The sequence below is a fragment of the Achromobacter sp. E1 genome, assembly GCF_037039475.1.
Lineage (GTDB): Bacteria > Pseudomonadota > Gammaproteobacteria > Burkholderiales > Burkholderiaceae_B > Achromobacter > Achromobacter mucicolens.
In genome coordinates, this window is record NZ_CP146253.1 from 3,735,032 (window position 1) to 3,756,910 (window position 21,879).

At 60.0% G+C, this 21,879-nt stretch carries 13 protein-coding genes; 1 reads left to right on the forward strand and 12 read right to left on the reverse strand.

Annotated elements, in window-relative coordinates; translation table 11 throughout:
• Positions 1-308: 308 nt before the first annotated feature.
• Both V6V88_RS17355 and V6V88_RS17360 read right to left on the reverse strand, forming a co-directional pair.
• Positions 309-698 carry a hypothetical protein gene (locus V6V88_RS17355; protein WP_338615798.1) on the reverse strand — a complete coding sequence of 130 codons (390 nt, stop codon included), beginning with the start codon at positions 696-698 and terminating at the stop codon, positions 309-311.
• Positions 699-1,117: 419 nt separating this feature from the next.
• Positions 1,118-1,438, reverse strand: a complete 321-nt coding sequence (locus V6V88_RS17360; RefSeq protein ID WP_338615800.1) for a colicin — start codon at positions 1,436-1,438, stop codon at positions 1,118-1,120.
• A gap of 256 nt (positions 1,439-1,694) precedes the next feature.
• On the opposite strand from V6V88_RS17360, the gene V6V88_RS17365 reads away from it, so the two are divergent.
• Positions 1,695-2,216 carry an alpha-ketoglutarate-dependent dioxygenase AlkB gene (locus tag V6V88_RS17365; RefSeq protein WP_338619638.1) on the forward strand — a complete coding sequence of 174 codons (522 nt, stop codon included), beginning with the start codon at positions 1,695-1,697 and terminating at the stop codon, positions 2,214-2,216.
• 1,765 nt (positions 2,217-3,981) lie between these two features.
• Here V6V88_RS17365 and V6V88_RS17370 read toward each other — a convergent pair.
• The 10 genes from V6V88_RS17370 to V6V88_RS17415 form a co-directional block, all read right to left on the reverse strand.
• On the reverse strand, positions 3,982-4,356 hold the full coding sequence (locus V6V88_RS17370) for a hemagglutinin repeat-containing protein (RefSeq protein ID WP_338615801.1): 375 nt from the start codon (positions 4,354-4,356) through the stop codon (positions 3,982-3,984).
• 348 nt (positions 4,357-4,704) lie between these two features.
• Positions 4,705-4,977, reverse strand: a complete 273-nt coding sequence (locus V6V88_RS17375) for a colicin immunity domain-containing protein (RefSeq protein WP_175234143.1) — start codon at positions 4,975-4,977, stop codon at positions 4,705-4,707.
• The gene (locus tag V6V88_RS17380; RefSeq protein WP_338619749.1) at positions 4,974-5,279 is read right to left on the reverse strand and encodes a hypothetical protein; all 306 of its coding nucleotides are present in this window, start codon (positions 5,277-5,279) and stop codon (positions 4,974-4,976) included. Before V6V88_RS17380 ends, V6V88_RS17375 begins: the two co-directional genes overlap by 4 nt.
• 221 nt (positions 5,280-5,500) lie before the next feature.
• Positions 5,501-5,803: a hypothetical protein gene (locus tag V6V88_RS17385; protein ID WP_338615802.1), complete on the reverse strand. Its 303-nt coding sequence runs from the start codon at positions 5,801-5,803 to the stop codon at positions 5,501-5,503.
• Positions 5,804-5,812: 9 nt separating this feature from the next.
• Positions 5,813-6,370 (reverse strand): hypothetical protein, encoded by a 558-nt coding sequence (locus V6V88_RS17390; protein WP_338615803.1) that lies wholly within the window; start codon positions 6,368-6,370, stop codon positions 5,813-5,815.
• Between the two features lie 513 nt (positions 6,371-6,883).
• On the reverse strand, positions 6,884-7,090 hold the full coding sequence (locus tag V6V88_RS17395; RefSeq protein WP_223576120.1) for a hypothetical protein: 207 nt from the start codon (positions 7,088-7,090) through the stop codon (positions 6,884-6,886).
• A 302-nt stretch (positions 7,091-7,392) separates the two neighbouring features.
• Positions 7,393-7,779 (reverse strand): pre-toxin TG domain-containing protein, encoded by a 387-nt coding sequence (locus V6V88_RS17400; protein ID WP_223576121.1) that lies wholly within the window; start codon positions 7,777-7,779, stop codon positions 7,393-7,395.
• A gap of 98 nt (positions 7,780-7,877) precedes the next feature.
• Positions 7,878-8,150 (reverse strand): hypothetical protein, encoded by a 273-nt coding sequence (locus V6V88_RS17405; protein ID WP_223576122.1) that lies wholly within the window; start codon positions 8,148-8,150, stop codon positions 7,878-7,880.
• 434 nt (positions 8,151-8,584) lie between these two features.
• Positions 8,585-20,077: a hemagglutinin repeat-containing protein gene (locus V6V88_RS17410; protein ID WP_338619640.1), complete on the reverse strand. Its 11,493-nt coding sequence runs from the start codon at positions 20,075-20,077 to the stop codon at positions 8,585-8,587.
• 25 nt (positions 20,078-20,102) lie between these two features.
• A complete protein-coding gene (locus V6V88_RS17415; RefSeq protein WP_223576124.1) occupies positions 20,103-21,821 on the reverse strand; it encodes a ShlB/FhaC/HecB family hemolysin secretion/activation protein in 1,719 nt (572 codons plus the stop codon).
• Positions 21,822-21,879: the final 58 nt, after the last annotated feature.

Sequence of the window (21,879 nt, forward strand, 5' to 3'; positions counted from 1 at the left end):
ACATTGGCCGATGACGTATACGTTAGAGATCTAATCAAATTCAATAGAAGATCGAGTACTCACGGGGACCCAATGTCGAGCGCTTGGTTGACCATTTACGGACACGGCTACTTATCCTTAAACGGCTTAACAACGACGCTTCCAGCCAAACCCGCGTATCCCCCAATCGCGGCAATGCAGAGACCGACAATCCCAAGCCAAAACGAGATTTCAGATCCTAAATATGCGCCCCCCAACCAACTCCTACAAGGAGAAACTGAATTGACGAACGAATATTTCCGTCCTTGATGATAATTCTCTTGATCGCATTATTTGATTGGGACGCCAAGATTAATTCCTTTAACGAACTCGCCAATTTCATTTGATACGGGGCTGCCCGCGTACAGGCCGGACTGCTCGATAACGCTGTCGCAGTTGGGCTTGGACTTGCCGATACTAGCGCCGAGATAAGTGCTGCCAAGCATGGAGCCAAAGCCGAAAATGCCTCCCGCATTGACCTTGCTTTGGCTGGCGTTGTGGCAGTCCGTGCCTGCTGGCTTGCGAAGTTCAGTGGTGGCCGAAGTCGGCTCGGCTGCCCGGGAAGCACTACGGCAGCACGAGCATTTAGCACTCGCGGGGTAATCCTCTAAAGTATAGGAGACAGACGAAATTCGCCTTTCTCTAATTTTTTGATCGCTTGCACTTTCCATTGGCGTCATTTGAGCACTCCTGGGAGCGCCGGTACCAAATTCCTGCACCACCCGTAAGCACGGGGCGGCTGATCCAGTCCCCTTTGCACCTACTCAGGGATGATTTCAACCTCATTCCATAGTGGTTTTAGCCCGAAACTTTCCATATAAGTTCCAAAGTCGACGAAGCCCTTAACTCCAATATCTTCGTATAACAACCATGAGGCCTCGCACTCTTCACATACGAACAAGCAAGTGTCGCCACCTATAATCTTAACCTTGACAACATCTCCCTGCCCACACCTCGGACACGACATATAAATTCTCTCTACTAAACCGGATAGTCCGCGCCCGCACTGGGTAGCCCTTCAGTGTCAGCCACACCCCGTTAATCATCTGATTATCTTCGCTCCATCAAAAATTCGATGACTTACTCAGTTAAAGCCGACCTAGCTATATTCCCGTCGAGAATAGATGAAACCACTGAGCGCTTCTAAAGCTCCCTGGATACCATCCGCATACACACACTGGACATCAATTTTATTGATATCCCGTTTTTTTCCTCCCAATGCATCTAAATTTGTAGCTACAACTTCAATGCTCTCAAAATCGTAGTCTATTGGTTGACGATCAAGATAATATCGAATCAATACGAAACCGCCCTCATGATACCCGACGGCGATAGCTCTAATATTGGGATAAATTTCGCCAAGTAGCGCAATCCGAAAACACGCTACGAGCCAATCGGGCAATTGTGAAGTAAACAGCATCTTAATTCCTTGCATCTGGAACAATGTGTGCACCATTTTTCTCATAGTAAATCGGACCTCTGGTAACAGAACGCCCTGTCCGTCAACGATTTTGGCTACCGCAGACTCGCATTGCTGCCCGGTCAGCCGCCCTGCCTCACCCGTTGGATCTGATTGATCTCGACCTTCGTTACATATCAGCTCTAGTCCCTGCTCCTCCGGCCCGGCGATGTTGTCGAAGTCCCGTCCAACAGGTCGTTATTCTGTTGCCCTGGCGATGGTGCGGAGCGGCCTTGCGCTGCCGACCGTGGACGCACTGCTGGCCGGCGTGGACGACTTGACAGCGCAGGCGTCGTTTCGGCACATGGAGACGTTCGGCAGCTACACGAGGTCGGTCGCATTGACCAATTGTGGCGACCTGGGTTGGACGACGGACGCCCGCGGCTATCGCTACAGCCGCATCGATCCCGTCTCCGGGCAGCCCTGGCCGGCATTGCCGCAAGCCCTCAGGCAATGGGCGCAGGACGCGGCGCGGGAGGCCGCATCGGATCGCGGACACCGCTCTTGCGGTAAATCCGTACGCCCAACTCACCAGAAACAAGGCTCAAAGAAAACCGCAACTGGCGTAGCAGCAGGCGGATGCTTTGGCCCGCGCCATACAAAACGACATGGACCGCATCCGCCGGCGCCCGTGAGCCAGTTACAGCCGAACTTGCCTTCACCCTCTATGTGTCCGACCAGCGGTCCGATGCCGCTGCGCCGCTTCTTCTGCCGTCGATCATGCGTTTTACCGACCTAACTTAATCCATCCATCTCACTTCAAAATCAGCTAGCTGGGTTTGAAGTCCGGTCTCATTCTCGAACCAGTAATCGAACCCCTCAAGATCACTTTTCTTCAGGTAAATATAATAACCACATGTGTCACCATCTCGGTCATCAGCAATAAAAATCTTCCAGCCAGAATACTCGCCAGACACAACAAAACCCTTCCGAACGATTGTCACATTCATATCCTAGTCCGCACAGGGAACATGATTTTTAGTAGGTTTGGTGACAACTTAAGCCCGCTGTAAGCGATACTCGTCGGCTAACCCGTACGCCGAGCCTTTTGCCGCCGATGCCTACCGGACAAGGGTACTTACGAGGAGGGGGCGGTATTGTCGGACATCCACAAACTCAACCACACCGAGCAGATTATACGAAGCGCCATCCCCGCGCCTTGCCCAGGAGATAAGGTGATTTGCAATAGCCCTTATTGATTTACAAAGTAAATATCGAATGAGCACTCTAAGTCTAACTCTGCGAGCGCTCTCATTTGCTCCGGCCATAGTACTGGGCCACTATGTCCCAACAACGAAAACCAGACGCATTTGAGCGTTATTTTCATCTCATCCATGTTTTGAATTTCTTTTAACGAATGGTGGCGTGGATATATTATTTTTACCAACCAATCTATGTGCTGCCTAATATCCTTTGATAGGACAAGGCCTTCTGTTGACAAGAACCATCCCGAATTCTTAATTTGCCTTGTCCGACCTCGGGAGTTGGTAATCACATCACCGACAACATTAACCGACGTGGGTTGAATATGGAGAATATCTGTTATCACATCCGGATGCCGCCCGCCAGGATAAATCATCAACCGGGCATAACAGTCGGCGCAACTTTCGTAGTCGGGGGAAACTGGGGTAATCTTCGTTTGTAGATTCATGGCAAATAATCCCTTGCACATCCAGCATCATGTTGCGGCTTGCGGCCCCGGTATGTGCGTCGTACAGTCAAATGTTGACGCCAATGCTGGGCGGGTACTGTTGATATCCGGCGAATTCGTTGGGTTCCCCGACGGCCACAACATACTTTGCGCCGATAGTCGCAGCGTCTTCTTTCAGGGTGCTGGGCCTGGCCGTTTTCGGGTCCGACGTGCGAGTCCTAATCGTCGCCGCAATTCCCGCCGCATCCATTGCGCTTGGAGGTTCGTAGTTCAACGTCGTGCATACCGCCTCGCCTACATAAGCAGCTGGATAGGCTGTTCTCGCACCCAATATACCAACCCCATCGATTTCTTTTTTGAAATCGCAATCAGATGTATAAATCAGAACTGGGCTGATTTTCTCTTTCGGCGCCGGATTCGAGGTTAGAGCTGCAGCTGGCGACCCATGATGAATGAGCAGCCAGAAAGAGCGAACAAAGCAATCACAGCAAAAGTCTTCGATTTAATAAACATTGCAAGTCAATCTTGAAATTAACACCGCGGCGTGTTCAGAATAATCACCCAATCAGAATTAATCATCGCAACCCCTAGGGAATTAACAGCCCGACGTGCGATTTACATAAGTTTAAAAATGCACCGCAGCATAAAGCGATAAGTGCTGCACACCCCACCTCTAATTCCGGAAGCCTGTACATCAACCACACCAACAAAACTGCAGTGGTGAACAATGTCGATTTTAGCCAAAACACAAATTTTTCCCATTTTCCCGCCTTCTCCTGCCCTCCAAGCACGAGCCACGCTACAAACATTGACACCAATCCGAGCAAGACGATTCCAACACCCGTAGTCATATTTATTGTCCGCCTACTCTTTCTAATAAATTCGCCCCCCACCAACGATTCAAATCAGGATCAAAGATTGGATCCACAGATGCTCCAAGTGAGGTGCCATTACCAATTGGAATTGCAATTTCCTTACCCGCGAATACGGGGGCGTCCTTCCCGCCACCGCTGCCGCTATCGGACACGCCGATGCCGACCTTCCAGCCGCTGTTCTTGTTGGTTGATGGTTCGGTCGAAGTCTGCGCCTGGCCAAGAAGGTGCAGGTCGCTGGTCGCGGCCAGCAGGACGTTCTCGCCGGTGACGTCGCTTCCCACGATCGACAAATTGACGGAACCGGCGACATTCTTTTCGCCCAAGGCAACGATGGAGACATTGCCGCCGGCCATGATGGACGATCCAAACGCGGTGTCTTGCGTGCGTTTGGTCTCGCTGACTTGCTGGAGCCCACGCTGATCTGGATCTGTGCGCTGGCGGCCTCCGTCTGTGCGGTCGTAGCCTCTGCGCTCTTCGCCGCGTCCATCGTTCGGTTTGCCTGCACCGCCTGGTATGCGGCCTGCCCGACCTTGACGGCTGCGAGACGCCCGCTCTTGGCTTCTCCAGCCTATTGAAGCGTGCCTTGAATCTGTTGAGCCGCGCCCAGCATGCCGCCGGCCACGCCGATCGTGATCCCCGATTTCTGACGATTGAGAATGATTTGCGGCACTCCGCCTACACACCGGTCCCTTTTGCACCAATTAATCAGCGGCTATATTTGTCAGCAACCTCGCGACTTCAGATTTAAGCATTTCATCGTCAAGCTCATACTCTGCCCGTGACTCATCTGGTTCGTACATATCCGCGGCACAAAAAATACTAGACAAACACGCGTTCAGCGCAGATTCATCGAGCTGAAGAAGCCTCCTATCTCGCTCAATTTTCCAAAGCTCGATATATGCCACAGAAAAAATATCGGCTGTCAACCTTCCCGCCACATACGACCTTGCAAACTCCAAAATAGTCAGGCTCATCGAAGAACTCCATTTTTAATAGAATTTTCAAACTGCTGAGTGCCGGGCGAGAGCTTAAATCCTGTCTGGTTCATAGCGGCCTTCCAGTCGTGCGTGGCGCTGCCCCAGGCTCCGGTGATGTTGCGCAAGACCAGCACTCGGCGCAACTTTCGTAATCGGGGGTAACTGGGGTAAACCTCGTTTGTAGATTCATGGCAAATAATCCCTTGCACATCCAGCACCATGTTGCGGCCCGCGGCAAGGTCAGATCCGAACACGATGATGCCGGACTGATGGACCTTGCCCGCGAAGATGATCGTCATATCGCGGCCAGCGGAAATGGCCGCGCCGCGTGCGGTACTGCTTTGGCCCGCTGCCGGTCTGACTGGCGCTGCTGATGGCAACGTCGATGCTGATATTGTCGGACCTGCGTACCAACCGCCCCCATGAATACCCGCGCCAAGACCAATATCAAAACGCCCCCACCGCACACTCTGTCTTCAAGTCGTAAGATCCGTTGCTCCAGGATGCGACGTACCTGCACTCATTCATCTTGATCATCATTATTCTTTTCATTCTTACGATCCTTTAACCATCCAGCAGGATAAGGAGGGGATTCAAACGGACGAATCCCTAATTGGTGGGCCCTTGTAGAATAACCTCCAACCCCCCCGATCACAAACCCAAACAAACCCAACCACCACGTACGCCAAAACTCCAAGTCCAAAAAAATCAAAGCCACACCAACGATCACGAATACATATCGGAAAATTGGCCTAAAGTTACCATCACGGATAAAAATCGATCCCAACCGCTTAATTACACTAGTTACGAATTTATTTTGCATATGTAGATTTTAAGTATTCACCAATTTCGGTGAATATTGACGACGCCTGAGGCATCGAACCGCTAGCGATGCGGCCCCCTTCAAATAGCCAGCATAAGGGCCGGATGCCGTAGCTAACGTGCTCGCCGCGGCTCCAAAACGACCTGCTGTCTGCCCGATATAGGCTAGAACATCCGCATTCTCGTTCCGCTTATCGAGAAAGTCGGCTGCCGTCATGTTTCTTTGAAGCCCGGCGGCGAAATCACCTGTCACGCAATATCGAGCCATCGGGGAATGCTGCAAAAACGGAAGCTCAAAGCGATGCATTGGATCGACGCGGTCCGGCGTCAGGGCATACGAAAGTCCGGTCGGAATTGTCCCACCGCTAGCGTGGGAAACAATAAGGCCCTGAAGCTGCCGGTCCAACTCCGGCGCACCAAACCCCATGGGGATTGGCTGCCCGCTCTCCGTTCTGCCGTCGTCGATAAAGTTCGCTCCTCTGTCGCTTATCCCTTCGTAGCCGACGACCACAGCAGGTCCACCCGCGTAGGACTCGCCATTGGGCATAGCAACATCCATTTTTCGCATCTGTGCCTCTATCTGTTCAACCGTATAGCTCAGACCCTGGGCCCGTGCCTCAGCTGCAATCCTTTTGGTAAGCTCCTTCTCGTCGGGATGAAGCTGTTTGCTCTACGACCCCCCCGTGTCCAGGACGAAACTCGGGCCAGCCTTCCAAAAAATCCTCGATCAAAGCCGAACAATCAACATCTATAAAGCGACTTTTCATCTTAGTACCCAGAGTAAGCGAATCCACGGCGAGACGCCTCACTAGCATCCAACACCAACTCAAGCCCTACATCGCCCAACAGCGAGCAACTGCTGCGAGCCTGTTGGCGTGGATGAACTCCGAACCGGACACCCATTTCCAGTCAATGCCCCTTGCTGTCCACCCAACACGGCAATCGCCCGTCACAATCAACATTAAGTTGAGAGCAAACGATCCGCAGACAAGCATCAACATCAGCACTGGCGATCCCGGGCGCTCCTGCCTGAAGCCATTGCTCAAACTCACGAGGAAAAGGCGTTCTGAATTTTCCTCCCTTAACTGCCGAATTTTCCCCTTGACCAAATTCGACAACAAACCTCAAATGGTGCACCGATATAACCCCAGAGCTTCTTCAAATCCGGATTATCGGGAACGCCTGCTGACTCACCCGACGTAAATTCAGATTCCCCTTCTATTAACTCCAGCACATCCCGCGCAAAACCTTTATCCATAAGGAGCCTAATAGCGGCAACTTTATTCATATGTCACCTATAAAGAAACTTAACCGCTTCCCCATTTACCTCGGCCACCTGGAACCCCAAACTACTCACGGATTTTCCGAGCGGAGTATGCCACACCGCCTGTTCCAACGAACTTCCGGATGAGACCGAATCTCTAAAGACCGCCGCATTCGCTGCACCCAAAAGGGCCGAAACCGAATTAATCTTGTTTGGACCAGCTAGTTCGATCGCTCTAGATATCTTTTCCGTTCCCACTCCTTTCCCTGAAATCGATGTTTCATACCAATCGATACGTAGATTTCCGTCCGGAGAATATCTCCCGATTAGGTCGCTTCGTGCGAATCTATTATCAACGACTGCACCCGTTTTATCGAATTTTTGCCTGAAGAAAGTGCTATTTCAATACTCCCGCCAGCCTTTAAGATTGACTTCGTTTCGAATTCTAAGCCTGACATCTCCGCAGGAACAAATCCTTTCGCACTCTTAGTCTGCCCCGTAACGCCGGTTTTTAATTTGGTAATATTCAAAGCCTTATGCACTTCCGCAAATGCCTGAATGGATTGTCCGCCCTTCTTGGTAATGCCTCCCGCGACGGGCACAAGGCCAAGTGCAGCAAAATAACGATTTGCCTCATCACCGGTCGCCGTCATCCCCGTCACGAGCTCGTACAGCGCACTGGCATTTGACACTCCCGGCGCCAGATCCAGCACCGCTTGCGCGAGCGCCGGCCCAGGCGATCCACTGTCATCCCACAACCAGCCAGACGCTGGTTGTGGCGATTTAGGGCGTTCATGCCAGGCCTATTTATCTACGCTTTCAACAAGTGCAAACCACATGCAAAAATAAAGTCCGGTAATGGCAACTCAGTAGAGCTTTCAACACCTGACGACAGCGCATCCTGCAACCTAACTACCCCTCTCTCGAAATCAAGAACAACATCAAAACAATTAAATTCAAACTCCCTGAGCAAAACGTCATCCGAGCGTGCCCTTTCGTCAAGCGCCCCATTCAAAACAGAGCGCACACTAGCGTTCAATTCCTGAGCGATAAATTGACCCATTAGAGACCCACCGTTAGCCATGATTATCTCCCTAATTAGAATGGAAACGCCGTCTGAATCACCCCACCACGAACATTAACCTTAATTGTGGAGGTTGGGACACCTGCGGAATTAGTCCCTATGACCTTTCCTGCGTTGTACTCGATAACATAACCTCCAGGACCATTGGGAGAGACTTTCCCATATCTCAGCGCGCCACCTACCGAAAGTCCGAGGGCACATTAGCCAATTGCTCACTCAGGAGCCAGCCGTCAGGCTTAGATCCAGGATCTTCCCATTCGGCCCCAGTGGAAATCCAATGGTTCCTATACGCGCAGGCACCATGTTTGGTCGAATCTTGATAACCATGCTCAACGCCACAGCAAGGGCAAAAATCGTAGAGCGGCGTTAGTCCGTCGTTACCCCATGACGGAACTTCTGAGCGATAGCCGCAGACTCGGCAATTTAAACCGTTATTATTGAGCATGGAAATACTCCAAATTCGTCGAAAATCCGTGCTGAGAAGGCTCAGGCTTAAACATGGTGCGAGGCGTTCCGTCAGCAGATTTAATTCCGATGACATTACTCTCGATATTATAAATCACTACATCCCCGTTAGGCCGAGTCTTAGTGAGACTACCAGGAGGGGGATCGTTTAGAAATTTTTTTGCTCCTTCCACGTATTGTTTGGAATTTTGAAACTCCGGAAACTCAGATTTATGTTTATCCCAATGCCCATATGCATTTTCTACCGGATTCTTATACTTGGTTGAAGACCAAAAGTCGCCTTTTGAGCTTCCCACCTTTGCAACGTCAAGCCCCTTATCCGCCTCCGCGAACGCATGTACGGCCTGACTGCCTTTCTTAATCATGCCGCCAGCCAGCGGAACAAGACCAATCGCCGCGAAATACCGGTTTGCCTCATCACCGGTAGCCGTCATCCCCGTCACGAGCTCGTAAAGCGCGCTGGCATTTGACACTCCCGGGGCCAGATCCAAGACCGATTGCGCGAGCGCGTCGGCCTTCTCCTTGGTCAGGTCGGGATAGTGAGTCAGCGTAAGCACCTCGTCATAGGACGCCGTCATCCGATCCGCTTCAGCCCACCCTGCCTGCAAGCAACCATTGTCATTGCCGCACTCTGCCTCCAGGCGCCCCACGAGCTCGGCCTTCATCCGGGCAACCTTGTCGCGGTTCCTATACTGACTGTTGTTCTCCGCCTCGATGCGCGCCGCAATTTCTGCCGGCACCGCCGCTGCGGGATCAATTGACGCAGCAATGCCCGCGACTATGCTGCTAATCAGGTTGACGCGCGCTTGCGCTTCATCAGGAGACAGATCCTTCCCGTTGGCGCCGTCCATGCTTTCCAGCAGCTTGCTCAGCACTACGCCCGATAGCGCGCCGGCGCCGCCCGCGCCGCACGATGCGTGCTGAGCAGCGGCCCCAGCGCAGCCAAGTACCGCGTGCAACGCGGCATGGCCCACAGACCCTTCTCCGCCTAACGCACTACTCAACTCCTTGACTTTTGCAGCACCCAGGGTTTGCAAATAATTGACCGCAGCGGCCTGAATGAACTGGCCCGTGCCACCGGTCACATTCCCACTGGCCGCGCCGAGAATGATCGTGGCCCATTGGCTATAGGATCCTTGCGCGCCCCACTTGCTTTCCAGCTCGGCATAGTCCTGTGCCGCTTTCGCGCGCTCCGCGTACGAGAGGGTTTTATCTTCAGAACGCTCCTTCGCGGTTTGCCTTTCTTCCGCTCGATTCGACAAAAACTGCCCAACCTGCCGGCTAGCTTCCCCAACGATCTCAAACCCCGCCCGAATCTCCTTCTCATCAAATATCGGATCCAGACTGTTCAGCGTGTCCTTGGTGTCTCGGTTCAACCCCGCGATCACTTCGTCCACCGTCTGCCCCGTCAGCGCTTTCTGCCCAGCTTCGTCTCGGATGACAATCGTGCCGCCGCTGATGCCACTGAGCGTGGTGGAACTAGCTTCTCCGCTGGCACCCGCCACCACCGGCACACCCATGCTCACGCCGTTCGAACTGGGCAAGTTTGAATTCGGCGTGGCCTTGGTTCCGCCAGCGACCTCGCCCTTGCCATCGGTGCCGATGTTGCTCTTGTCTTTGCCACCTTCGTTGCCGCCGCCAAAGCTCACGCCGCCGCCCAGCTGAATGGACTGGCCTTCGTAGCTGGCGCGATTTTCAACATCGCGGCTGGTGAGGGTTCCGGTGATCAGGACGTTCTTGCCATCGGCGACCGCTTTGTCGCTGCTGGCAATGACGCCACCAATCAGGCCGGTATTCTTGGCGACATCGAGCTGGAAGCCGCCGTCGCCCGCCCACAGACCTGACTGCTCCGTGACGCTGGCGTATTCGCTGTTGATCTTGGTGTTGCCATAGTTGCCGCTGACCGAGCTGGCGCCGTAGCAGATGGGAGGGATGCACAGGCTTACCTGCACGCCCACGCTGCGGTCGCGCGCCGTGTAGTTGCTGATGTCCTGCAGGCTTTCGATAACGAGGTCACCGCCCACCGTGGCCAGAATCCGGTCGCCGGTCGCTTGCGCGCCGCGTAGAACCGTGTCGCCGCCGGACTTCATGGTCAGTACGTTGCCGGCCTGCACGTGCGTGTTGTTCCACGTCACATCCTCGCCATTGCTCTTGTTCTTGCTGCCACCCGCGCCCAGGTTGATGCTGACGCCGTTTTGGGTTCCCCCGATCGAAAAGCCCGCACCAATACTGGCGCTGCTGCTTTTGCCGTCGGTCTTTTGGCTGGCGGTGTTCTGTTGAGCGGTAAGCAGTATGTCGCCTTGCGCATCCAGCACCATGTTGCGGCCCGCGGCAAGGTCAGATCCGGACACGATGATGTCAGACTGATCGCCCTTGCCGGCGGCGATGATCGTCATGTCGCGGCCAGCGGAAATGGCCGCGCCGCTTGCGGTACTGCTTTGGCCGCTGCTGGTCTGGCTGGCGCTGCTGGCACCGAAGTCGACGTTGATGTTGATCCCGCCGACCTTGGCGGGATCTTTCGCCACCGCGTCATAGGCATTCTTGGCGGCCAAACCGGCCGCCACGGCTGCGATGGCCTGCAGGCGGCCATTGTTGGTCTCCTGGGCCGCCTCGCGCATGCGGTTGGTGCTTTGCACGGCGCTGACACCAGGGTTGCTAGCGCTGATCGTTACGCCGATCTGGCTGGTCTCCTGGAACTGGCGATAGACGCTGGTGTCATAACTGCCTTCGATGGCGACTGACTGGCCGGCCATGAGGAGGTCGCGGCCTGCACGGATATCGCTTCCACGCACCAGTACGTCGTCCATGGCCACAATCGAGACATCACCCAGATGGCTGGTGATGGTGCTGCCGGCCGCGCTCGGCGTGCTGCTGCGCTCATTCAGGCTGCCGCTACTGCTGCGTACCCCCACGGAAAAGCCGTTACCCTCACGCCCGAGATCACCCACCGTCTTATTGCTGTAGCTGCTGCTGTGGTCGCGCGTCGCGCTGCCCGTGTCGATGACGATCGATCCGCGATTAGCCAAAAGGCCCACGTTGTTAATGGCGTCAATGGCGGATCCGGCGATGCGTATGTCGCCGTCACGGCTGTTCAGGTGGACTGTGTTGCCCGTGATGAGCGACGACGTTTGCCACGTGCCTGAAGACAGCTCATCGGATTGCGCCGATTGACTGCCGTAGGGGAACATCTTGACGCCGCTGGCATTGGGACCACCGTCAACCGCCCGACCGATGTCTCCCAGGCTCATGCTTCCAAACGAGAAGTTGGTGCTCTTACTGGACTCTTCGCTGGTCTGGGTCTGGCGGTTGTCTGAGCCAACAACGGCGATGTCGCGTTGGGCATCGAGTACGACACCGCCCTGGGCGCGCAGGCTAGACCCGGAGATCACGACGTCGCCATCCTGCGCTCGTCCGGAGGCGTCGCGTACGCCGCTGCCGGTCGCGCGCACCACGATGTCGCCGGCTGCGCTCAAGGACGAGCCGCTGCTGACCTGGCTATGCGAGTCGAACGATCCACTGCTCTTGCTGCTGCTGTATGAGAACGACACGCCGGGCGTCGTGGCCCCGCTGTGAGCAAGCTCGTGACCTTTGGATTTGACGGACCCGGCATTGGACAGATTCTTAACGGTGTCCATCACCGTCCCAACTACGGCCACGCCAAAGCCGCTTTCCTTGAGGGAGTATTCGCTGTGGGTCGTCTCGACGTCACGCCCTGCCACGATAGCGACGTTTCCTCCCTGGATATCGATGTTGCCGGTTTTGCCCTTGGTGTCGCCTGCCGCCCTGCCCGCGACCACATCGCTGCCTGCGATCAGGACATCCCGCCCTCCGGTGATGATGACGTTGCCGCCCGTCGCGCCCAATAGACTCCGCGCGTCGCTTTGCGTCATCCCGTCCACGGTCTGCAGGGATTTAGCGTCGCTGCTCTTGTACGAAATTCCCAAACCACCGGTTGAGAGACCGCTTTTCTTTACTCGCTTGTAATGGCTCTCACCATAGGTGTTCGTCCCAGCCGTTACCGACAGATCGCGGCCGGCGTCGACGACCAAGTCATTAGTGGTGACGACTTGCGAAGCGTTAAGCGAAAAGTCCCTGCCCGCCTGAAACACCGCCGCGTCGCCGCTGAAGGTTGATCCCTGCGCTTGCGTCCACGCCTGTGAATCGACCGAGTGCGTGCTCTTGCTGGAGAGAAAGCCCTTGGTCTTGTAGTACATCTCGTCGCGCGCGGAAGCAGAAGCTTCTCCCGCGCCGATGTTGATGTCGCGGCCCGCGGCGACGGCCAACTGTTCGCCCGCCGTCACGTCCGCGGCACGCGCATTGACGTCCTGCCCGGCAATCAGCGTAAGGTTGCCATCCGCCGCAATCGACGAACCGACTTCAGAGCCGGTGCTCAGGTCGTGACGATTCTTTTTGTTGCGGACCAGCGATTCACCGTGGCTTTCCTGCAGTGTGGCCAGGTTGATGTCGCGACCCGCCTGCAGGCGTGCGTCTTCCGTGGCGGTGACTTGCGCGGCCGTCAGGTTGATGTCGCGGCCTGCTTGCATGCTGAGGTTGCCGGCGTCGACGCGGGACACGCCCGAGATGTACGAACCCCAGGTGGCGCCGTTGTTCTCCGAGGCGGAGGTGGACGTAAGCGCGATGTCGCGGCCTGCCGACAGGGCGACGTTGTCGCCCTTGATGAGCGAGACCAGGTTGATCAGGTCTTCGCGTGCGGCGAGGTCGACGATGGCGCCCTGGATCCGGCCGCCGGCCTGGTTGACGATGTTGGCGGCGGTCATGACGGTGGCGTCGCGGGCGCCGATGGTGCCGCTGTTGTTGATGTCGCCGCCAGCGGTGAGCTTGACGTCGCGACCGGCCATGAGCGTGCCGTCGCCCTTCAGGTCGCCTTCGCGCACTAGCAGGTAGACCTGCGGGACCAGCACAGTCTCGGTGGTGCCGTCGGGCAGCGTGATGGTCTGCTCGACCAGCCAGACCAGGTCGGTGGTGAGCTGGCGTTGCTGGGCGTCGGTGAGCGCGGCGCCGAGTTTGATGCCGTTGGTCAGGGCGAATTGCGCGCCGTTGGCGAGCAGTTGCTTGTACTGGCTGTCGTTGTCGCCAAAGCCGTCCAGGAAGCGCTGGCCGGTGGTGGCGAGGATCTGGTCGGAGACGAGTTTCTGTTCGTAGAAGCCGTCGCCCAGGCGGCGGGGTTCGCCGGACGGCGTGAGGAATTTTGCGCCGGCAGGAATCAGGGCGTTCAGGCCACCGGGGGTGTTGCCCAAGCCCGTCTTGATGGCGCCGGATGCGCCCGCGTTGCCGACCGGTGCGCCGGGCTGTTGCAGGAGGCCAAACAGGTAGTCGCTGGAAACGGACTCGTGGTTGCCGATGAAACGCGGGTCGGTGGCGACGACGTACGGGGCATCGGGTGTGCCGTTGACGGCGAAGAGTTGGCTGTCGGGAATCGTGGCCGGGTTGGAGACCGTGCGCACGACGTTGCCGCCGGGCAAGCCGAGGCTGGCAACCAGGACGGGGCCGGTTGCGGTGGCGGCGCTTGCGCCGGGCGCCGTGCCGCTGAGCGAGACCGACACGTTTCCGCCGGAAGTGCCAACGGGCAGCTCGATGGATTCGGCGGCGAGGGTGCGGTTGTAGGCTTCGGAGTATTCCTTGCGGTCGCTGTCGCGAGGCTGGGTGACGGTGGCCGTGCCGACGCGTGTGATGACCCGCTGGCCGCCAGCGCCGATGTTGTTGATGGCCGGACCACTGACCGACAGGGTGCCGCCGGCCGCAATCTGGCTCTTGTCATTCGTAACGGTTCCAACCAGCGTCATGGAGCCGCCAGACAGAATCTGGCCAGGATCGGAAGAAAGGGTGCGGGTCTCGGTGATGGTCTCTTCGACGACGTAATACGTAAACGTGCCGACCAAGCGCGTACGGAAATCGGCATTGAACTCGCGAATGCGCTGATCCAGTTCCAAATACGCGGCCTTGTATGCAGCGTACGCATTCTCGTATGCGAGGCGCTGCTCCGCCTCTTGAACACACCGGGGTTGATTGCCGTAGCAGGGATTTGCGGGCTCTCTCCAGTAGGGAAGCGGCGCCGGAGGTGTCACGCCGAAAACAGACCACACTCGCGCGTCCAGGCTGTAGAGGAAATCCTCTGGAACGTCATAGCACTCACCGGCATCACCACCATTGCACGCATAGACGGCAGGTTTGTAGGCCAAGGAAATGGGCGTATTGACACCGGATTGGCCCCTGCCGCCGCGCGTGTAGTCGAACGGCGGACCGTAACGTTCGTAGGGATACTTTGTGGATGGAAGCAGAAACCTGCGCTCAGGATCGTCGTCCAGCCAATCTGGCGTCTTGCCGCAAAGCGCGGTGACCTTGTCGCACAACCAATGCGTCTCCATGTCGTACATGTCGGTCGTGCCAGCCGGGGTCACGTAGATTTTGGGGGCCTTCTGAACCGGCACCACCTCGCTGGCGTAATTCGTATTGATGTTCTGCAGCGACACCGCGGAAATCACCGCGTTCCCTGCAGCCTCAATCGTGGCCGACGCATTGACGAGCGACGCAGCCTGCCCGATAGCCTTGCGATTCGCGTCCAGCGCGCTCCCAATGCGCATATCCCCGGCCGCGTAGATCAGCCCATGTTCGCGATTCACGAGCGAACCCACGCCGATATCCAGATCGCCGCGGGACGCAATGACCGCGCCGCCGCCGGGCCCTGCTCCGTTGACGATTTCTCCCGCACGGATAGCGATGGTGTTGCCGTAGATGCGGCCGAAGTTGTCGACGCGACCTGCGTTGATGTGGGTCGCGCCGCCGTCGATGAGGCCCGAGTTCGTGAGGCCGTTGGTGACGTTGATGGTGTTGTTGCGTCCGGCCAGCAGTTCGCCGCTGGCCTGGTTGTTGAGCGCGTTGGCCGTGATGGTCAGGTCACGGCCGGCGCTGACGGTGGCGCTGTTGTCCATGTTGCCGCCGACCGACATCGTCAGGTCGCGGCCGGCGGCGAGGTCGCCGGTCTGGTTGAGCGATCCGGTGTAGGTGAAGGACAGGTCTTGCGCGGATTGCAGCAGGCCCAGGCCTTGCAGCGCGTGGATCGTGACCGCGAGGCCTTCGCCGGCCAGCAACTTACCCTGGTGGTTCTTCAGCATTGCGGCCTTGATGGTCGCGTAGCGCTCAGCGGCGATGTTGCCGCCGGTGTTGTCCAGCTCGCCGGTATCCAGCGTCAGGTCTTGGCCCGCGCTGATGGCGCCGGACTGGTTGTTGATGCCGCCGGCGACGATGGTGGCCGTTTTGGCCAGCACGCCTTTGGGTGGCGATCCGGATGCGGTCAGCGTGGCGCGGTTGTCCAGGCTGGCGGCGTTCAGGGTCAGGGTGTCGTCGGCCTGAATCAGGCCGCCCTGGTTGTCAACGGCGCCGGACGCAACCAAGGTGAGATTCGCGCCCGCCAGCGTGCCGCCGGCATTGCCGATACGCGAGGCATCGATGCGTGCGTCGTTCGCGGCGGCGATCAGGCCGGCGGTGTTGTCCAGTTCGCCACCCAGTTTGACGATGGCCTCACTGGCAGACGTGATCTTGCCGTCTTGATTGCGCAAGTTGGCGGCGGCGATGTCGACGCTGCCGCCGTGCAGGACGGCGTTGCGCGAGGTGATGTCGCCGGAGGTTGTGAGCCCGAGCTTGCCGACGGCCGAGACGTTGCCGCCGGACAGATCCATACCGCCTGCCACCAGGGTCATGTCCTTGCCGGCCGCGCTGATGCCCGGGTGGGTGATGAAGGCTGCGGTCAAGTTGACGCTGCCGGGCAGGCTGAGCGTGCCGTCCTCGCCGACACCAGCGATGAAGCGGCCGCTGTTGTTCAGCGCGTTTTTTGCCGTGGCGGTGACGTCGCTACCCGCGAGCACCGAGCCGGTGTTGGTCAGGCCGGTATCTGACAGCAGGGAGGCTGCGCCTGCCGCGGACACAATGCCTGCGTTCTTCAAGAGGCTGCCGGACCGGAGGCCGATATCCGCGGCGGATTGGATGCGGCCGTCGGCCGTGGTTGAGAGCGCGCCCTGGGCATCGATGGTGACGTTGCCGGCCTGGGTGGCCGCGACGCCGCCCAGCGTGGCGTCGCCGCCCGCGCGCAGCGTCATGGCTTGTCCGGCGGCAGCCGAACCCATGACGTTCAGCGCGCCGCCCGCGGTGGCGGTCAGCGCTGCGCCCGCTTGCAGGCTGGACGCAGAACCCGTGTCGAGATTGCCGTTTTGCGTCTCCAGCTTCAGGTCGCCTTCCAACGCGGCCACGGTGCCGTTGAGGGTCATGCCACTGCCCGCGCTGAGGGTTTGCGTGATGCCTGCCAGCATGCTGCCGGCGGCAAGCAATGTGCCTTGCGCGGTGGACGTGAGCGTGCCGGCGGCTTGCGCCAGGCCTGCCGCACCGACCGCGACGTTGCGGCCGGTCAGGGTCAGGTTCGCATCGCTGGCTGCGGTGCCGTCGACGCCCGCATCGCGCGCGGCCGACAGCATCATGTCGCCCACGGACGCCAACGCCCCGGCGGCGCTGACGTCGCGTTGGGCTTGCGCCGTGAGGGTGCCCGCCGCCTGCAACTGCGCGCCCTGCTTGGCGATCACATCGCGGCCGGTAAGCAGCAGATTGCCGGCGCCCGCCTCGCCCAGCGCGGCCGCCGTGCCGCCCAGACGCGCATCGCCGGTCGCCGCTAGCGTCAGGCCGCCGCCCGCGACGATGACGCCGTCGGACGCCAGGTCGGCGCCCGATTGCGCGATGAGGTTCTGCGCGGCCTGCATGCGGCCGTTGGCGCCGACGCGCAATTGCCCGCCCGCGTCGGCGGTCAGGTTGCCGGCAAGCGCCGCCACGGTGCCGTCCACGCCCAGATTGCGCTGGGCCGTCAGGCTCGCGGGCGTGCCCGCCGTGACGAGGCCGGTCACAAAGAGATCCCGGGCAGCCTGGGCTTGCAGCAGGCCTGCCTGACCCGCTGCAGGCTCCGCGGTGCCTGCGGTGCCGGCGACGCGCAGGTCCTGGCCTGCACCGAGAAAGAGATTGGCGTTGCCTTGCGCCAGCCCGCTCTGGCCCACCGTCAGGTCCGTGCCCGCTTCGGCGCGCAGGGTGCCGTTGGCGACCGTCTTGCCGTTCAGTTCGGCGCGGGAATCTGCGGAAAGATGAATGTCGGCTTCACCGGAGACGGCGCCATTTGCGAGCAGGTTGCCGCCAGCCTGGGCCGTCAATTGCTGCACGGCCTGCAGGGTGCTGGCCGACCCGAGCGTCATGTCGCCGCCGCTGGCGGCCTGAAGCGTGCCAGCGTCGGCGAGTAGCGTGCCGTCCACCCGCAGACTGCCTTGCGTAGTGATCTGCGCGGATTGACCCGCGATGAGGGCGCCCGCCAGCGACGCGTCGCCTGCCATGGCCGTCACCGAGCCGTCCGCTTGCTGGCGTGAGGCGGAAGATGTCGCTAGAGTTTCGCCCGCCTGCACCTGCAGATCGCCAGTCGCGAGCGTTGCGCCATCAAGCATCATGTCGCGCGCCGCCTGCATCGACAGGTCTTTCAGCGACGTGACCTTGCCCAGGCTTTGCAGGCTGCCGCCAGCCGTCAGGCCAACGGGACCGGCCGCCGCCAACTGTGCATTCGCGCCGAGAGCGACGTCGCCGTCGGTCAAGACCGTCATGCTGCCGGACGCGGCCGTGATCGTGCCGTCGACCGCCAGCGTCTGGCCCGCCGTCAGCGCAGTGTTGCCGTTGGCGCGGAGCGTGCCAGCCAGCGTCATGCCGGCGCCCGCCTTGGCGGCAATCTCGCCTTCGGCGTCCCATTGCGCGGGTGCGTCCATGCGCAGACCGCGCGCCGCGTCGATGCCGATGCGGCCGGTGGCGGACCCCTTGCCCGTCACCCGTGCGTCGCGCCCGGCCATCAGCGACAAGTCGCCGCGCGCGCCGACAATGCCGCCCAGGTTCAGGTCCGCGCTCGCACGTATCTGGGCGGGTCCCCCTGATTGAATCTGAGCCGTCGCCCCCGTCGTCAGGTCGCCGCCAGCCTGCGCATGCAACGCGCCCGCGGCGGTGACTTGGCCTGGCAGCACCATGTCTCGGCCCGCCTTGAGCTCGACGGCGCCCGTGGCGGTGACCAGACCGCTGGAATTCGTGCCGACTTGCGCCGCGCCGGTGGCGGTGCCCGCCGCGCCGCCGTTGCCCGCGTTCGAACCGCCCGCCGCCGACCCGGAGCCGGACCCCGAACCGGAACTCGAACCACCGGAGCCCGCGTTCCCCGTGCCTGCGCCACCGCCCGGCGGCGTCCCTCCCGGCGCGATGTCGCCGCCGATCCGCACATTCCGCGCGGATTCAAGCCGCACGTCTTGTCCGCCCATCAGCAGCGTGCCGCCCAACGACAGATCCTGCCCGGCCGCGACACGGAGCGCTCCCTGCGTCTGCACCGAGGCCTGCGCGGCGACGCTTACGTTGCCTGCCGCGTTCACATCGATCGAACCGCCCGCGCCCACCGCCCCCGTGATCGCGGCATTGCGGCCGGCGGCCAACGCCACATTGCCCGCAGCTTGCGCGGCGCCGTCCACCGCCACGTCACGCCCGGATGCCAGGCGCAGATCCCGCGCCGCCTGCACGGCGGCGCTGGGCGCGATACGGACGTCGCCCGACGCGCTGACTTGCAGGTCGCCGGTCAAGGCAACCAGGTTGCCGCCCACGTTCACGCCGACGCCCGCTTCGGTGCCGATCAGCCGGATGCTGTTGGCGTACATGCCGCCCAGCGCCGCGGTGTCCAGCGCCACGACGGGCGCCGGGCCCTCGCCTGTGCCAGCGGTCGCGTTGCCGGTGGCGTAGTCCACGCGCGCCGCACCCGCCGTGACGTTGAGCCGGTCGGCCCAGACGCCAGCGTTGATCTCCAGCGTCCGCGCGATGAGGTCGACCTGGCTGGTGGCGGTGCCGTTCAGCCCCTGGCCTTCGACGCGCAGCTTGCCGCCGGCAACTTCCAGCGCGATGTTGCCGTCAGGCCCCACCTGCGGACGGCCCGTGGTCAGCGTGGCGCGATCGGCGTTCAGAAAGCCGCAACCGTTGCAGGTGATGCCTGCCGGATTGGCGACGATGACGTTGGCGCGATTGCCCGCGACTTCAAGCGTGCCCATCAGTTGCGACGGGTTGGGCGCGGTGACCTGGTTCAGGATGGTGGTGGCGCGCTGGTTGCCCAACATGACGTTGCCGGCCACCTGGCCGGCCAGTTGCGTCTGGCTGGCGCCGCCGCTGTTGTTCAGCACCACGCCGGACGGTCCCACGTTGAACTGCGTGTAGCGATTGTTGGACACGCCGCCCGCCGACGGCGGCGCGATGTTGACGACCGGCACGCCGTTGGTGACGCCCACGGTCGGCTTTTGCCCGGCCACGTTCTTGTCGACGGAGATCGGCAGCGTCTGCGCCAGCACGGGCGTCCAGACCTGCGTGAAGACGATGGACCAGACAATCAACGAACGAAGCTTGGACATCATGCGCACCTGACGGGGAACAGCGGATTTAGAACTCGAGCATCACGGCCATCGCGAAGACGGTGGACGCGGTTTTGAGCGATTCGGGTTTCTTGAGCGGCCAGCCGGCCGAGAGGTCGTAGCTGGCGCTGACATGGGGAATGGACAGACGGCCGCGCAGGCCTGCGACCGCGCCGACCAGCGTCCGGCCGGACAGGTACTCGGCGGACGGGCCGCCCACGCGCCCGACGTCCAAGCCGGTATAGAGCTGCTGGCCGGCAAGGCCGGTCAGATCGTCCAGGTTGAACGACAGATCGTTGCGCAGCGTCCAGCCATCTTCGGCGGCGAGCGTCATCTGGCCATCGAAGCCGCGCACGGCGTAGCGGTTGCCGATCGTGAAGTAGTCAGCCGGCACAATGGCCGTCTTGGCGTGCTGGATCTGCCAGTTGGCCTGATAGGCAAGCGTTTGCCCGGCAACCTGGAACGGCAGATAAGCGCCCGCGTTGGCGGTAAGAATCGTGCTGCGCCCGTTCCAGTCCGGGTCGCCGTAGATGTAGCCGGGCTCGTCGGAGAACTGAGGCAGTGTGCCGCGCACGCCGCCGCCGATGTCCAGCACGGCCCGGCCAACGTAGTGGCGATGGCCGTAGCCGATCTCGTAGCCCGTGACGTCGCGGCGCTGAACGTCGATGGCCACGTCGTTCAGGGTGCTGTCGGTGCGCTTTCGCAGCACGGTGAGCGACAGGTTGCCCTTGTAGGAGGTGCCCCGGTACGGCACGACCGATACGCCTGCCTGGATCTGCTTGGTGGTGCCGCCGTAGACGATGGGTTCTTCGAAGCCGGCGACCGTCTGGCGGTATGTGGATTTGCTGGCGCCCGCGAAGACGGTCCAGTAGCCGAACGGCACGTTGTAGTTGATGGAAGCGGCGCGCGTGTGGGAGTCGGCGTCGCGCCAGTGCGCGTTGCTGTTCCACGAGACCGACAACTGGTCGTAAAGGAACAGCGGGGAATCAAGGGTCAGGCCGGCATTGAGTTGATACTTGCCCACCGTATCCATGCCGCCGTTGTCGCCACCCAGGTAGCCATGCCAGCGCTTGCCGGTGCCTGGCTTGATGAGAATGTCCGAGTCGCCCAGTTCGGGACCCGGCGCGATATCGATGGCGGCGTCGGCCTGGCTGCCCAGCCGCCGGATGTTCTCAAGCGCCTGGTCCAGATCACGCTGATTCAGTTCGCCGCCCGGGCCGGTCGGCAACGCCGTACGCCACCAACCGATGCCGTCCTGGCTTTGGACGGCGGAGATGCGGCCTGGCAGATAACGCAGCGTCAGCGACCCGTCCGCAAGCGACTGCTCGGGCACGACGACGCGCGCGGTGACCAGACCGTCGTCGATCAGCAAGCCGATCAGGTGTTCTTGAAGCGCCCGCAACCCGCCGCCGCCCACGCATTCGCCCAGCACGATGGCCGTGGCGCGCGCCAGGAGATCTGGCGGTTCGGGGCCTTCCCAGATGACTTCCCGCAAGACGAAGCACGGGGTTTCGGGGGGAAGGGTCAACCCGCCCGGCTGGGCCGCGAAGGGCGCTGACAGCACGTCGGGACGCTCTGCCGCCCGCGCGCGTTGAGCGTCGATTTCCTGCTCCTGCCGGCGCTGGATTTCTGTGGCGCGCTGTGCGGCCTCAGGGGCGGGTTGCGCCCACGCCGAACTGATGCCCACTCCGGCGCAAAGCGCCGCCCAAATCAACCATGCTCCGTGAAAGTGCTGCGATCCGCTCATACGTCTGGACGCCTTCGGCCAACCGCCGTGCGTCGTCTCCTGTTGATCGATTGGGGCT